The organism is Streptomyces sp. DI166, assembly GCF_900091315.1.
GTDB classification, from domain to species: domain Bacteria; phylum Actinomycetota; class Actinomycetes; order Streptomycetales; family Streptomycetaceae; genus Streptomyces; species Streptomyces fuscus.
Window position 1 is genome coordinate 13,935 of the sequence record NZ_FLSP01000061.1, and the last position, 14,422, is coordinate 28,356.

The 14,422-nt window shown below is 70.7% G+C and carries 15 protein-coding genes; 4 read left to right on the plus strand and 11 right to left on the minus strand.

Annotated elements, in window-relative coordinates:
- Positions 1-31 precede the first annotated feature (31 nt).
- Positions 32-229, plus strand: a complete 198-nt coding sequence (locus tag GA0115233_RS26170) for a DUF1918 domain-containing protein (RefSeq protein ID WP_093722757.1) — start codon at positions 32-34, stop codon at positions 227-229.
- Between the two features lies 1 nt (position 230).
- Here the strand turns inward: GA0115233_RS26170 and GA0115233_RS26175 are convergent, their stop codons facing one another.
- Positions 231-1,457 carry a glycoside hydrolase family 10 protein gene (locus GA0115233_RS26175; RefSeq protein ID WP_093722758.1) on the minus strand — a complete coding sequence of 409 codons (1,227 nt, stop codon included), beginning with the start codon at positions 1,455-1,457 and terminating at the stop codon, positions 231-233.
- 173 nt (positions 1,458-1,630) lie between these two features.
- On the opposite strand from GA0115233_RS26175, the gene GA0115233_RS26180 reads away from it, so the two are divergent.
- Complete coding sequence (locus GA0115233_RS26180) at positions 1,631-2,506, plus strand: 3-hydroxybutyryl-CoA dehydrogenase (RefSeq protein ID WP_093722759.1); 876 nt, start codon at positions 1,631-1,633, stop codon at positions 2,504-2,506.
- A 182-nt stretch (positions 2,507-2,688) separates the two neighbouring features.
- Positions 2,689-2,946 (plus strand): hypothetical protein, encoded by a 258-nt coding sequence (locus tag GA0115233_RS26185; protein WP_093722760.1) that lies wholly within the window; start codon positions 2,689-2,691, stop codon positions 2,944-2,946.
- A gap of 8 nt (positions 2,947-2,954) precedes the next feature.
- Here GA0115233_RS26185 and GA0115233_RS26190 read toward each other — a convergent pair whose 3' ends face one another.
- The 10 genes from GA0115233_RS26190 to infC all read right to left on the minus strand — a co-directional run bounded on the left by GA0115233_RS26190 (position 2,955) and on the right by infC (position 13,689).
- A complete protein-coding gene (locus GA0115233_RS26190) occupies positions 2,955-3,497 on the minus strand; it encodes an NUDIX hydrolase (RefSeq protein ID WP_093722761.1) in 543 nt (180 codons plus the stop codon).
- 75 nt (positions 3,498-3,572) lie between these two features.
- A complete protein-coding gene (locus tag GA0115233_RS26195; RefSeq protein WP_093722762.1) occupies positions 3,573-4,913 on the minus strand; it encodes a transcriptional regulator in 1,341 nt (446 codons plus the stop codon).
- A 278-nt stretch (positions 4,914-5,191) separates the two neighbouring features.
- The gene (locus GA0115233_RS26200; RefSeq protein ID WP_255310355.1) at positions 5,192-5,998 is read right to left on the minus strand and encodes a PP2C family protein-serine/threonine phosphatase; all 807 of its coding nucleotides are present in this window, start codon (positions 5,996-5,998) and stop codon (positions 5,192-5,194) included.
- A gap of 177 nt (positions 5,999-6,175) precedes the next feature.
- A complete protein-coding gene (gene pheT, locus GA0115233_RS26205; RefSeq protein ID WP_093722764.1) occupies positions 6,176-8,719 on the minus strand; it encodes a phenylalanine--tRNA ligase subunit beta in 2,544 nt (847 codons plus the stop codon).
- On the minus strand, positions 8,719-9,840 hold the full coding sequence (pheS, locus tag GA0115233_RS26210) for a phenylalanine--tRNA ligase subunit alpha (protein WP_093722765.1): 1,122 nt from the start codon (positions 9,838-9,840) through the stop codon (positions 8,719-8,721). The genes pheT and pheS overlap by 1 nt, the downstream gene beginning before the upstream one ends.
- A 182-nt stretch (positions 9,841-10,022) precedes the next feature.
- Positions 10,023-11,180 (minus strand): sensor histidine kinase, encoded by a 1,158-nt coding sequence (locus GA0115233_RS26215; RefSeq protein WP_093722766.1) that lies wholly within the window; start codon positions 11,178-11,180, stop codon positions 10,023-10,025.
- A 51-nt stretch (positions 11,181-11,231) separates the two neighbouring features.
- A complete protein-coding gene (locus tag GA0115233_RS26220) occupies positions 11,232-12,080 on the minus strand; it encodes a TrmH family RNA methyltransferase (RefSeq protein ID WP_093722767.1) in 849 nt (282 codons plus the stop codon).
- Between the two features lie 162 nt (positions 12,081-12,242).
- A complete protein-coding gene (rplT, locus tag GA0115233_RS26225; protein ID WP_004933571.1) occupies positions 12,243-12,626 on the minus strand; it encodes a 50S ribosomal protein L20 in 384 nt (127 codons plus the stop codon).
- 95 nt (positions 12,627-12,721) lie between these two features.
- Positions 12,722-12,916, minus strand: a complete 195-nt coding sequence (gene rpmI, locus GA0115233_RS26230; protein WP_015661694.1) for a 50S ribosomal protein L35 — start codon at positions 12,914-12,916, stop codon at positions 12,722-12,724.
- A gap of 110 nt (positions 12,917-13,026) precedes the next feature.
- Positions 13,027-13,689 carry a translation initiation factor IF-3 gene (infC, locus tag GA0115233_RS26235; RefSeq protein ID WP_176711943.1) on the minus strand — a complete coding sequence of 221 codons (663 nt, stop codon included), beginning with the start codon at positions 13,687-13,689 and terminating at the stop codon, positions 13,027-13,029.
- A 350-nt stretch (positions 13,690-14,039) separates the two neighbouring features.
- Here infC and GA0115233_RS26240 point away from each other — a divergent pair, with 350 nt between their 5' ends.
- A complete protein-coding gene (locus tag GA0115233_RS26240) occupies positions 14,040-14,411 on the plus strand; it encodes a DUF1844 domain-containing protein (protein WP_093722789.1) in 372 nt (123 codons plus the stop codon).
- Positions 14,412-14,422: the final 11 nt, after the last annotated feature.

Genomic DNA, 14,422 nt, shown 5'->3' on the forward strand with positions numbered 1-14,422 from the left:
CTGCTTCCGCTCTTCGCTGAGGAGGCCCCAGATGCGTGCAACCGTGGGCGACCAGCTTGTCCAGCACGGCAGGGTGGTCGGACAGCACGACAAGGTCGGCGAGATCGTCGAAGTCCTCGGCCAGGAGGGCAATCCCCCGTACCGCGTCCGCTTCGAGGACGGGCACGAGGGTCTGTGCTCACCCGGCCCGGACACCGAGATCCGGCACAAGGAGATCCGCCCGATGTAGGTCAGCGCGGGGCCCGCGCCGGCTGCTGGTAGTGGTCGGCGACCACCCGCGCCATGGCCCCGATCCGGTCCTGCGCCACCTCCCGGGCGGCGAAGAAGACGTGGCCGCGTGCCTCCGGGTGATTCCTGGCGAGCGTGAGATGCCGTGACAGCTCGTCGGGTTGCTGCCAGGCCGCGGCCTGCGCCGGGTCGCCCGCCCGGTACAGCGCCTCGCCGAGGTACAGCTTCGTCCGGGTGCCCCGGACCGTCCGCGCCCACCAGGGCAGCAGGACGCCGTAGTCGGCGGGGGCGTTGCCGATGTGCCAGTACAGCTGCGGGCAGATGTAGTCCAGCCAGTTCTCGCGGACCCACTTGCGGGTGTCCGCGTAGAGGTCGTCGTACGCCTGGAGCGCCCGGGTGTCGGAGCCGAGCGGGTCGGTGCCCGCGTTGCGCCACACCCCGAAGGGACTGATCCCGAACCGGGTCCCCGGCCGGACCTGCTTGATCCGGGCGGACATCTCGGAGACCAGCAGATCGACGTTGTCGCGCCGCCAGGCGGCCCGGGTGGGGAAGCCGCCGCCGTAGCGGTCGTAGGCGGCCTGGTCGTCGAAGGTCTGGCCCGCGACCGGATACGGGTAGAAGTAGTCGTCGAAGTGGACGGCGTCCACGGGGTAGCGGCGGACCGCGTCCAGCATCGCGTCCTGCACGAAGGCGCGGACCTCGGGCAGCCCCGGGTTGTAGTAGAGCTTGCCGCCGTAGGTGACCACCCAGTCCGGGTGGCGCCGGGCGGGGTGGCCGGCCGCCAGGCGGGTGGGGTCGGTGTGGTTGGCGATCCGGTACGGGTTGAACCAGGCGTGCAGTTCCAGACCACGCGCGTGCGCCTCCCGCACCGCCGTGCCGAGCGGGTCCCAGCCGGGCGCCGCGCCCTGGGTGCCGGTGAGCACGGCCGACCAGGGCTCGTACGGGGAGGGCCACAGCGCGTCGGCGGTGGGCCGCACCTGGAGAATCACCGTGTTCAGCCGGCGCCGTACCGCCGTGTCGAGGTGGGCGGTCAGCTCGGCGCGCTGGGCCGCCGCGCTCAGACCCGCCCGGGACGGCCAGTCCCGGTTGGCGACGGTCGCCACCCACATGCCCCGCATCTCGCCGCCGTGCATCCGCCGGTGCGCCTGCGGCGCCGCGGACGCTCTCGGCCCTGTCGCCAGCGTCGCCAACGCGGCCAGGGCGAAGGCCCGGCGTGTGACTCGGCCCATTGCTCAGCACCCCCAACTGCACTGCGGATCCGCACCGTCACGGACCGTCCTCGCGCCTCAGGATGCCCCACCCCGCTGATCGATCATCGATACTTGGGAGTAACGTGCACGAACGGAGCAGGCACCGGGACCCGGACGACCTGCCACAGCCGTAAGACAGCGAAAGGGACGATGTGACGTACACCCCTGCGGGAGACATCGCGCGCGTCGGAGTGGTGGGCTGCGGCCAGATGGGAGCGGGCATCGCCGAGGTGTGCGCCCGCTCCGGTCTGGATGTGAAGGTCGCCGAGACCACCGGCGAGGCCCTGGAGATCGGCCGTACCCGGCTGTTCAACTCCCTGGCCAAGGCTGCCGAACGCGGCAAGATCAGCGAGGAGGAGCTGGCGGCGACGCAGGAGCGCTTGAGCTTCACCACCGATCTCGGCGAGTTCGCCGACCGTGATCTGGTGATCGAGGCCGTCGTGGAGAACGAGCAGGTCAAGACCGAGATCTTCCAGGTGCTCGATCAGGTCGTGACCCGGCCCGACGCCATCCTGGCCTCCAACACCTCCTCCATCCCGCTGGTGAAGCTGGCGGTCGCCACCTCCCGGCCGGACCAGGTCATCGGCGTCCACTTCTTCAACCCGGCCCCGGTGCAGAAGCTGGTCGAGCTGATCCCGGCGCTCACCACCTCCGAGGGCACCATCGCCCGCGCCCAGTCCTTCGCCGAGAAGCTGCTGGGCAAGCACGCCATCCGCGCCCAGGACCGCTCCGGGTTCGTGGTGAACGCGCTGCTGATCCCCTACCTGCTCTCCGCGATCCGGATGTTCGAGTCGGGTATCGCCAGCCGCGAGGACATCGACAACGGCATGGAGCTGGGCTGCGCCCACCCGATGGGCCCGCTGAAGCTGGCCGACCTGATCGGCCTGGACACCGTCGCCTCGGTCGCGTACTCGATGTACGAGGAGTACAAGGAGCCGCTGTACGCCGCTCCCCCGCTGCTCCAGCGCATGGTCGACGCGGGCCGCCTGGGCCGCAAGACCGGCTCGGGCTTCTACACCTACGGCTGATTACGCTCAGCGACCACCGCGGGCCCGGCACTTCACCGAGTGCCGGGCCCGCGGCATTCGCACACCGTGTGCGCACCGTGCCCGCATATGCCGTTCGCACACTCTCCCCACGCGCTCACCAGGCGAGTTCACTCTTCTGCGCATGCAAGGGATGAAATACGACTACGGAAGGGAGCGGACACGTGACCGCCGATCCCGAGCATCCCGTCGTTCATGGAGAACTCGCAGAGTTACGGCGTCGCCTCGATGTGGGCAACGCCCGCGTGGAGGGCGGGCTGGCACTGCTCACCCACCGCACCGAGGAGACCGCGAAGGAGCTCGACGAGCTGATCACCCGGGTCCGCACACTGGAGCACTCGCGGTGGCCGCTGCCCGCGGTCGCCGCCCTCTGCGCCCTGGGTGCCCTCGCGCTTGCGGTCTGGCAGGCGCTGGGGCGCTGAGGGGAAGGTCAGGGCCCGTCCTGGCCGAGCCTGAGATGGTGCAGCAGCAGTAACGCGGCCGCCATGTTGGCGGCCGGGACCTCCCCCCGGGCGACCATGTCGGGGACGAGTTTGAGGGGCACCCATTCCCGGCGGTCCGATTCGAAGGCGTCCACGGGGTGTCCGACGTACTCACCGCGGTCGGCCCAGTAGATGTGGTGCCGGGCGTCGGTGAGTCCGTTGGACGGCTCCACGCTCATGAGGTGGTGCAGGGGTCCCGGCCGCCAGCCGGTCTCCTCCTCCAGTTCCCTGGCGGCGGCCACGGCGATCTCCTCCCCGTCCTCGACCACTCCGGCGGCGAGTTCCCACCCCCAGCTGTCGGTGATGAAGCGGTGCCGCCACAGCAGGAGGACCTCGTTGGCCTCGTTGACCACTGTGGCGACGGCGACCGGGCGGAGCCGGATCAGGAAGTGGTCCAGGTGCCGGCCGTCGGGCAGCTCCACGTCTGCCAAGTTGACGGTGAACCAGCGGTTTTCATACACAGTTTGTTCGTTCTGTTTCGTCCACTGCACGGTTCTGCCACCTTCCGTCGAGTAAGTGGCAATATCGCAGCAGGGACTAGGAGCTGTCGGTGGGCGAGCACCGGCTCACAGCGGTACGCGCAGTGCGCCGTCGATGAGTTCCGCGGCCTCGGTGGTGCCCGCACAGCCGCTGCGCACCAGGTGTTCGCGTACCGCCCGGAGTCTGTCGCGCAGCCGCTGCGACTCCATCCCCCGGGCCTGCTCGGCCATCTGCACGGCCGTGGCCACGGCTTTATCGGCATTGCCCTGACGCAGTTCGATCGTGCTGAGCATGGCCAGCCGGTGCACCCGGCCCCGGTCGTGCGCCGGGTTGTCCACGGCCGCCGCCGCGTGCTCCCCCGCCGCCGCCAGCTCGCCGAGACTCAGCAGCGCCTCCGCCACCTGCACATTGACCAGTCCGGGCTGGACATAGCCCGTCTCGTCGGGCTCGTATCCGCGCCGGATGCGCTCGGCGGCCTGCTCGGCACGCCGGATGCAGGACAGCGCGCTCGTACCGTCGCCGAGGTGGGCGTACGCCTTGGCCTGCATCGCGTACAGATCGGAGGCGAGGGCGGGCGTGATGTGCTTGCCCGCGGCGCGCAGCGCGGCCTCAGCGAAGGCCACGGCCTGTCTGAACTCCCGCATGAACAGCGCCTGGTTGACCAGCAGGGCGATCACATAGGCGCCGAGCCCCCGGTCACCGCTGGCCTTGGCGAGCCGCAGCGCCTGGTGGAAGTAGCGCTGGGCCAGGCCGTGCGCGTCGGAGTCGTAGGCGCAGATCCCGGCGATGGCGACCAGTCCGCCGGTGGCGCGGTGCAGTTGGCGGCCGGTGGCGTCGGTGTAGCTGCCGCGCAGCAGCGGGGCCGCCTCGGCGTTGAGGAAACCGACGATCCGGCTGCGCGTGGCTATGCCCCCGGCCTTGCGGTACATCTGCTCGTAGTGCGTCCGGGCGGCCCGGAGCATCTCGATGTCGGCCGGGGTGACCCGGTGCCGGCCGCCCCGGGAGACGTCCACGTCCTCGGGCGGGTTCTCCCACTCCCACACCGGCATCACGGCGGGCGTGCCGGTGACCGCGGGCGCGCCCAGGATGTGCGGGCGCTGCTGCTCGTCGGAACGCCACAGGGCGGTGGCCCGCTCGACGAAGCCGGAGAGCGAGGTGCCGTGCGGGGACGAGGGTTCGCCGGGGACGCCGAGTCCGATGTCGTCGAGGGTGACCGGGCGTTGCAGCCGCGCCGCCAGCACCTCGCAGATCAGGTCGGGCACCTGGCCGCGCGGGCGCTGCCCCTTCAACCACCGGGCGACGGCGGTGTGTTCGTACCTGAGCGCGAGGCCGCGTGCCCGGCCCGCCTGGTTCACGTGCGCTGCCAGCCCCGCGTGCGAGATCCCGGCCTCGTCCAGGATCGCGTCGAGCAGAGTGTTGGGCTGCATGGTGGGCCCCCCGGGTCGCTCGGTGCCGTCAGAGTAGTGGGTCCGTCTTCACACGGGGTGTGAACGGAGTGCTCGAATCCGCGCTGTGCGCGCACTGTCGCAGAGAGTTTCCAACCGGTTGACTGAATTGCCTCGAAAGAGGCCGGCCGGGCCGTCGGCTCCCCCTCGTACAGTGCGGCGGCCCGCTTCCGCGCCGTCCGCCCAGCTGCCTGCCCGACACTCCGTGGCGGGGCGGACGGCGTCCGCCGGGCAGACGGCATCGGCCAAACGCCGTTGCGCTAAAGGTGCGTTGTCGGCCGGGGGTGCGTTGTGGCTGGTCGCGCGGTTCCCCGCGCCCCCAAGGGGTTGGTTCGGTCGTTCCGTAGGAACAGGAGAGCCACGTCGTCGGGTGGGGCGCCGCCTGCGTGGTGCAGGAGGGCCTGAAGAACTTCCTCAAGGATCAGTTGTGGGGATGGTGCCTGCGCGTGAAGTGCGCTTGCTAACGCCGCTTTCAGCGAAAAGAACCGGCCATGCCCATCGCGGGCGTCCTCGACACCGTCCGTGTACAGGGCCAGGGTCTCGCCGGGGAGCAGGGGGCCCTGCCACGTGGTCGGGAGGTTCGGTGGCAGCGGAAGGATCCCCAACGGGGGCAGTGGATCAGCCCCGTTCAGTTGCTCGACTCTCGTCCCGCTGATCAAGTACGGCCAGGGATGACCGCAGTTGAGGGCCCGTACGTCCCCCTCCGGGCCGATCTCCAGGAGGAGGACCGTCGCGAACTCCTCCGTCACGGGGTGTTCCCCGCAGGGGCGTTCGCGCAGGTGTCGGTCGAGGGCGCGTTCCAGGCGGCGCAGTACGCGGTCCAGGTCGGGTTCGTCCTGGACCGCCTCGCGGAAGCCGTCGAGGAGGGCGGCGGCCGTGTCCACAGCGGCGATGCCGTGGCCTCTGACGTCGCCCATCACCACGCGCACCCCGTGCTCCGTGGCGATGACCTCGTACAGGTCGCCGCCCGGACGGCAGCCTCGGTCGGCGGAGAGCTGGGTGGCGGCGACGCTCAGTCCCTCGTGGAGGATCAGGCCGGTTCCGGCCGCCGTCTTCGTGCGGATCATGCGGATCATCCGGTGGCCCCCCAATTGCAGGCCCAGTGACGCAGAAACGGACCGACCCCGAAAGGCCGGTCCGATTCTGTCGACCGCATGGCCCGGAAGGACCAGTTCGCCCGGAAAGCTCACTCGATTGAGTGAGGTGACCGGGGCGGGTGTGGAGGGCGGACCCCCACACGGGTGTCAGCCGCGCAGTACGGCCCCGGTGCGCTCGCCCGCCAGGGCGACCGCCGCGTCCCGGGCCGCCGAGGCCTCGTCCACCGTCAGCGTGCGGTCCCCGGCACGGAACCGCAGCGCGTACGCCAGCGACTTCTTGCCGTCCCCGAGCTGCTCGGCGTTCTCGTACACGTCGAACAGGCGGATGGCCTCCAGCAGCGGACCGGCGCCCTCGCGGAGGGCGGCCTCCACATCGGCGTGCGGCACGAACTTGTCGACGACGAGGGCGACGTCCTGCGTGGCGACCGGGAACGTGGAGATGCTCGGCGCCTGCGGCACACCGTCGCCGACCTGCTCCAGCACGTCCAGGTCCAGCTCCGTCGCGCAGGTGCGCGCGGGCAGGCCCAGCGCCTTGAGCACACGCGGGTGCAGCTCACCGGCGTGGCCGACGACCCGCTCGGCGCCGTCCACGACGACCAGCAGCTCGGCACACCGGCCCGGGTGCCACGGCCCGTACTGCCCGGAGCGCACGATCAGTTCGGCGCCCGCCTCGGCGGCGACGGTCCGCGCGGCCTGCACCGCGTCGGCCCAGCCCGCCGGACGGCCCCCACCCCACCAGCCGCTCTGCTCGCGGGCGCCCGCGAGGACGACGGCCACGTGACGCGGCTGGTCGGGCAGCACCGCGTTGAGCGCGGCGAGCTCCTCGTCGGTGGGACGCCGGTCCACGGGCAGGTGGACAGCGCTGCCCTGCTCCTCGCGCGGGAGGAACACCAGGCCCGTCTCGAACAGGGCCAGGTCGTGCGAGCCCCGTCCGTCGTTGCGGCGCAGGGCGCCGAGCAGGCCCGGCAGCAGCGACGTGCGGAGCGCGGGCTCCTCGTCGTTGAGCGGGTTGGTGAGCTTCACGACCCGGCGGGCCGGGTCCTCGGCGTCCAGGCCGAGCTGGTCGAAGACCTGCTCGGAGATGAACGGGTAGTTGGGCGCCTCGACGTACCCGGCACCGGCCAGCGCGCGGCCGACCCGGCGGTGCAGCCGCTGGCGGTGCGTCAGACCGCGGCCGGACGGCGGCTTGGGCAGCGTGGAGGGCAGGTTCTCGTAGCCCTCCAGCCGGATGACCTCCTCGGCGAGGTCGTTCGGCTCCAGCAGGTCGGGCCGCCAGGACGGGACGGTGACGATCAGCTCGTCCTGCCCGTACACGTCGCAGCCGACCTCCTGGAGGCGGCGTACGACGGTCTCCCGGCCGTAGACCACACCGGCGACCTTGTCCGGGTGGTCCGCGGGCACCGTGATGGTGTGCGGCGCGGACGGGGCGCTGACCTCGGTGACACCGGCCTCGGCGGTGCCGCCCGCGAGCAGGACCAGCAGGTCGACGGTGCGCTGGGCCGCGGCGGCGGCCGCCGCCGGGTCGACACCGCGCTCGAAGCGACGGGACGCCTCTGAGGACAGCTTGTGGCGGCGGGCGGTGCGCGCGATGGCGACCTGGTCGAAGTGGGCGGCCTCGATCACGACGTCGGTCGTGGCGTTCTCAAGGTCGTCGTGATCGGCGATCTCCGTGTTGGCGCCGCCCATGACGCCCGCGAGGCCGATGGGGCCGCGGTCGTCGGTGATGACCAGGTCCTCGGCGTGCAGCTTCCGCTCGACACCGTCGAGGGTGACGATCTTCTCGCCCTCCTCGGCGCGGCGCACGCCGATGGTGCCCTGGACCAGGTTGCGGTCGTAGGCGTGCAGCGGCTGGCCGAGCTCCATCATCACGTAGTTGGTGACGTCGACGGCGAGCGAGATCGGGCGCATGCCGACCTTCTGGAGCCGGCGCTGGAGCCAGATCGGGGAGCGGGCCTCGGGGCTCAGGCCGGTGACGGTGCGGGCGGTGAAGCGGTCGCAGCCCAGGGGGTCGGAGACCTTCACCGGGTAGCCGAACTCGTTCGGCGCGGGCACGTCGAGCAGGGCCGGGTCGCGCAGCGGCAGGCCGTAGGCGATGGCGGTCTCGCGGGCGACGCCGCGGATGGACAGGCAGTCGCCGCGGTTGGCGGTGACGGCGATGTCCAGGACCTCGTCGACCAGTTCGAGCAGTTCGATGGCGTCCTTGCCGACCTCGGTCTCCGGGGGCAGCACGATGATGCCCTTGGAGCCGTCGTCGCCCATGCCCAGCTCGTCGCTGGAGCAGATCATGCCGTGCGAGACCTTGCCGTAGGTCTTGCGGGCGCTGATGGAGAAGCCGCCGGGCAGGGTGGCGCCGGGCAGGACCACGACGACCTTGTCGCCAACGGCGAAGTTCCGGGCGCCGCAGACGATCTCCTGGGGCTCACCGGTGCCTCCCCCAGAGCCGAAAGCCTGGGAGGTGCCCCCAGCCTGGCCGACGTCGACGGTGCAGAAGCGGATCGGCTTCTTGAAGCCCTCCAGCTCCTCGATGGTCAGCACCTGGCCGACGACCAGCGGGCCCTTGAGGTCGGCGCCGAGCTGCTCGACGGTCTCGACCTCAAGCCCGGCCGAAATCAGCTTGGCCTGCACGTCGCGGCCGGTCTCGGTGGCCGGCAGGTCGACGTACTCCCGCAGCCAAGAAAGCGGGACCCGCATCAGATCTCCATCCCGAACGGCCGGGTGAACCGGACGTCACCCTCGACCATGTCTCGCATGTCCTCGACGTTGTGGCGGAACATCAGCATCCGCTCGATGCCGAACCCGAAGGCGAATCCGCTGTACTTCTCCGGGTCGACGCCGCAGGCGGTGAGCACCCGCGGGTTGACCATGCCGCAGCCGCCCAGCTCGATCCAGCCCTCGCTGGAGCAGGTGCGGCAGGGACGGTCGGGGTTGCCGACGGACTCGCCGCGGCAGACGTAGCACACCATGTCCATCTCGGCGGACGGCTCGGTGAACGGGAAGAAGTTCGGCCTGAGCCGGGTCTTCATGTCCTCGCCGAACAGGGACTGGACCATGTGGTCCAGGGTGCCCTTGAGGTCCGCCATGGTCAGGCCCTCGTCCACGGCGAGCAGCTCGACCTGGTGGAAGACCGGGGTGTGCGTGGCGTCCAGCTCGTCGGTGCGGTAGACCCGCCCCGGGCAGATCACGTAGACCGGCAGCTCACGGTCGAGCAGCGAGCGGATCTGCACCGGCGAGGTGTGGGTGCGCAGCACGACACCGGACTCGGTGCCGCCCTTGGGGCCCTCGACGAAGAAGGTGTCGGCCTCGCCGCGGGCCGGGTGGTCCGGGCCGATGTTGAGCGCGTCGAAGTTGAACCACTCGGCCTCGACCTGGGGGCCCTCGGCGACCTCGTAGCCCATGGCCACGAAGATGTCCTCGATGCGCTCCGAGAGCGTGGTCAGCGGGTGGCGGGCGCCGGCCGGGACCCGGTCGAAGGGCAGCGTGACGTCCACGGCCTCCTCGACCAGCACGCGGGCGTCGCGCTCGGCCTCCAGCTCGGCCTGGCGGGCGGCGAGGGCCTTGTTCACGGCGCCGCGGGCCTGGCCGACGCGTTTGCCCGCGTCCGCCTTGGCGTGCGGGGGCAGGGCGCCGATCTCGCGGTTGGCGAGGGCCAGCGGAGAGGTACCGCCGGTGTGGGCGACCTTGGCCTCCTGGAGCGCGTCGAGGGAGTCCGCGGCGGCGAAGGCGGCGAGCGCCTCGTCCCGCATGCGCTCGATCTCTTCCGGTTTCAACGCCTCGACCTCGACAGGGTCGTACGACTTATTGGGTGCCGACATCTCTTCCCGTGCTTCCGATTGTCCCCCAGCTAACGCTGGGAGGTGCCCCCAGGCTGATGGTCCCCGTGACCGGCGCGGTGGGCCGTGTGCAGGACACAAAGGTGCCAAAGGCCGAGTCTAACGGGGTGAGCGGTGACGAATGCGCCCGCGGCCGTCAGGCCCTCCCGTCTCCCACCACCGCCCTATACGACCCTACGGGGCAGTTCGAATTCAAACGCCGGAGCGGCCACGGGCAACGTAAATCGGAACTCGGCGCCACCGCCGGTGGCGCGGCCAACCGTGATGGTGCCCCCGTGGGCCTCGACGATGCCCTTGACGATGTAGAGCCCGAGGCCGGTGCCGCCGCGCTTGCTGCCCCGCCAGAAGCGGGTGAAGACGCGGTTCATGGACTCCTCCGGGATGCCGGACCCCTCGTCGCTCACCGTGACCGACGTACCGGCGTCCTCGCCCTCGCGGGGGGACGCCGTGGGCGTGACGTCAATCGTGACGGTTCCCTCGCCGTGCCGCACGGCATTTTCCAGCAGATTGCTGAGCACCTGGTCGATCTTGTCCGGGTCGGCCCACAGCGCGGGCAGCGGCTGCTGGATGCGCAGCAGGAACCGGTCGGCGGGCTGCCCCGCGGCGACGTACGCCTGGATGTGCCGGGAGACGGCGGCGCCGATGTCGACCGGCTGCCGCCTGACCTCCAGCCGCCCGGAGTCGATGCGGGAGATGTCCAGCAGCTCGGCGATGAGCCGGGTGACCCGGTCGGCGTCGGCGTCGACGGTCTCCAGCATCAGCCGCTTCTGGTCGTCGGTGAACCTCTCCCACTTGGCGAGCAGGGTCGCGGTGAACCCCTTGACGGAGGTCAGCGGCGAGCGCAGCTCGTGGGCGACGGTGGCGATCAGCTCGGCGTGGCTGCGCTCGGTGCGGCGGCGGGCCTCGGTGTCCCGGAGCGTGACGACGACCCGGCGCACCGGGCCGGTGGGCTCGGCGCGCACGTACCGCACGGTGACCAGGACCTCACGGCCGCCGGGCAGCAGCAGGTTCCGCTCGGGCTGGCGCACCCGGATGGCGAGCCCGCCGTACGGATCGGTCAGCTGCCACCAGCGGCGGCCCTCCAGATCCTCTAACGGCAGGGCCTTCTCCAGCCGTTGCCCGAGCGCCTCCTCGGCGGTCACGGCGGTGATGCGCTCAGCGGCGGTGTTGAAGCAGATGACGTGGCCGTGCTCGTCGGCGACGACGAGTCCGTCGGGCAGGTCGTCGGGGTCGATGCCGAGTTCGGCGAGGTCACCGGACCGGGGCGCGGGCGGGCGACGCACGTCCCGTGCTCCCGGTGCGTTGCTCGTGCCGACACTCATCCCCGTACCCCACCTCTCAGACGGCTGAGGGGCCCCGAACTGGTCACCCTACTAGCTCGCGGTGACGCTGCGGCACCCTCCGGAGGCGCGCTGTGCACGGGCCGATGCGTAGAGACATACGGCCGCGGCGGTGGCGAGGTTCAGACTCTCGGCCTTTCCGTGGATCGGCACCCGCACGACGGCGTCGGCGAGCGCGCGGGTCTCCTCCGGGAGCCCCCAGGCCTCGTTGCCGAACACCCAGGCGGTCGGCCCGCCCATGGTGCCCTTGTCCAGCTCGTCGTCGAGGTCGTCCTCCCCGGCGCCGTCGGCGGCGAGGATGCGCACCCCGGCCGCCTTGAGCCCGGCGACGGCCTCCTCGACGGGCACACCGACGGCGAACGGCAGGTGGAAGAGCGAACCGACCGAGGCGCGCACCGCCTTGGGGTTGTACATGTCCACGGAGGCGTCGGTCAGCACGACGGCCTCGGCGCCGGCGGCGTCGGCGCAGCGCAGTACGGTCCCGGCGTTGCCGGGGTCGCGCACATGGGCGAGTACGGCGACGAGCTTGGGCCGGGCGGCGAGGATCTCCTCGAAGGGGGTGTCCAGGAACCGGCAGACCCCGACCAGGCCCTGCGGGGTGACGGTGGTGGAGATGTCGGCGATGACCTGCTCGGAGGCCAGGTGCACCCGGGCGCCCGCGGCGCGGGCCTCACCGATGATGTCGGCGTACCGCTCGGCGGCCTCGACAGTGGTGAACAGCTCGACCAGGGTGTCCGCGGCCCCGGCCGCCTCCCGCACGGCCTGCGGTCCCTCGGCGAGGAACAGCCGCTCCTTGCCCCGGAAGTTCCGCTTGGCCAGCCGCCGCGCGGCGCTGACACGGGGGGAACGGGGGGAGATCAGCTCGGGGGCAACAGGAGGCATTCCACTCACCTTCGTACACACCAACTTTCCGCCGCAACGGCGATCAACCACGACGGCGGTCGACGGCGGTGCCGAACCCACCGCACCAAGACACACAACGGACCCGCAGGCAGAAGCCCACGGGTCCGTACACAGCACGTCGGCCTAGGCCAAGCGCCAGCGTCACGCAGCCTTCGGCGCGTTGACGTCCGCCGGCAGAGCCTTCTGCGCGACCTCGACCAGCGCGGCGAACGCGGTGGCGTCGTTGACGGCCAGCTCGGCGAGGATCTTGCGGTCGACCTCGACGTTGGCGGCCTTCAGGCCCTGGATGAAGCGGTTGTACGTGATGCCGTTGGCGCGGGCAGCGGCGTTGATGCGCTGGATCCACAGCTGGCGGAAGTCACCCTTGCGCTTCTTGCGGTCGTTGTAGTTGTAGACCAGCGAGTGGGTGACCTGCTCCTTGGCCTTGCGGTACAGGCGCGAACGCTGACCGCGGTAGCCGGAGGCCTGCTCCAGGATCGCCCGGCGCTTCTTGTGGGCGTTGACTGCCCGCTTGACGCGTGCCACTTGTTAACTCCTTGTAGCGGGGCCGTGGTTGTCCTCACACGGCCCGGATTCGATTGGGTCCCGGTCCTGACGTACGGCGCTCGTGCGCCGAGGCGTCACTTGCCGAGAAGCTTCTTGATCTTCTTGGCGTCGCCCGGGGCCATCTCGGCGTTGCCGGTGAGGCGACGCGTCACGCGGGACGACTTGTGCTCAAGCAGGTGGCGCTTGCCGGCGCGCTCCCGGAGCACCTTGCCGGAGCCGGTGACCTTGAAGCGCTTGCTGGCACCGCTGTGCGACTTGTTCTTCGGCATAGCGCCGTTCTCTCCTCGTCGGTGGCGCTCCGGTGCCCGGTCGCTAAACCGGGCACAGGGGAGCGTCGCTCTTGTTTCGATTGTGTCCTGGGGACTGGTGTCCCCCGGGATCACGCCTCGGCGGAAGCCTCAGCAGGGGCCTGGGAGTCCGCGGCGTTCTGCGAGCGGCCGGGGTTGGCCTTCGCTTCGGCCTTGCGGGCCTCCTGAGCCTGGCGAGCCTCGGCCATCGCCTCGGTCTTCTTCTTGTGCGGACCGAGAACCATGATCATGTTCCGGCCGTCCTGCTTCGGGTTCGACTCCACGAAACCGAGGTCCTGGACGTCCTCCGCGAGACGCTGCAGCAGTCGGTAGCCGAGCTCCGGCCGGGACTGCTCGCGACCACGGAACATGATCGTGATCTTGACCTTGTCGCCCTGCTTGAGGAACCGGACGACGTGACCCTTCTTGGTGTCATAGTCGTGCGGGTCGATCTTCGGCCGGAGCTTCATCTCCTTGATGACCGTGTGCGCCTGGTTCTTGCGCGCCTCACGGGCCTTCATGGCCGACTCGTACTTGAACTTCCCGTAGTCCATGAGCTTGCACACGGGCGGACGGGCGTTCGCCGCGACCTCGACCAGGTCCAGGTCGTACTCCTGCGCAAGCTCCAGTGCCTTGGCCAGCGGGACAATGCCCACCTGCTCGCCACTGGGACCGACAAGTCGCACCTCGGGAACGCGAATCCGGTCGTTGATGCGGGGCTCGGCGCTGATGGATCCTCCTCGGTAGCACCACACGGCGGTCTGGCGGACAGCCGCGTATGTCTGATTGACATAGGGACCAACCATCGCGGCGCATGAAAAATGCCCCGGACGGGACACAGGCGGGGCTCCACTGCCGGAACACCGCCGCGTCAACCGCGGGGCGCGATTTCGGGCGACTCCACCGTCCGTACGGAACGGTGGTGGCCGCCTGACCGGTGACCCGCCGTCCCGGAGGACGGTCAGGTGGGAGTTCGGAGCCTCCACTTGTGGGCCGTACACATAGGTGTGCGGCCGGTCGTCACCCAAGGTTAGCAGCTCCCCGGGGTCAGGGCTAACCGAGGCGGGGTCGGTCCCGGCCCGCCCCTGCGCCTATCGTGGTCGTCATGAGTGACACCTCCCCCTCGGACAGCCCCGAGACGACGCCCGACTTCGACGAGATGACCCGCGACATCGCCGAGGTCCCGGCCGTCGAGGTGATCGTGACGGTCGCCGTGAACCTGATGAGCGCCGCCGCCGTGAAGCTCGGTCTGACCGAGGAGGGTGACAAGTACAAGGACCTGGACGAGGCCCGCAAGCTGATCGGCGCGCTCGCCGGACTGCTCGACGCGAGCACCACCGAGATCAGCTCCTTCCACGCCGCCCCGCTCAAGGACGGTCTGAAGTCGCTCCAGCTCGCCTTCCGCGAGGCGTCCCTGGTCCCGGACGAGCCGGGCCAGGGTCCGGGCGAGAAGTACACGGGCCCGGTCTACGGCTAGTCAGCGCCGCC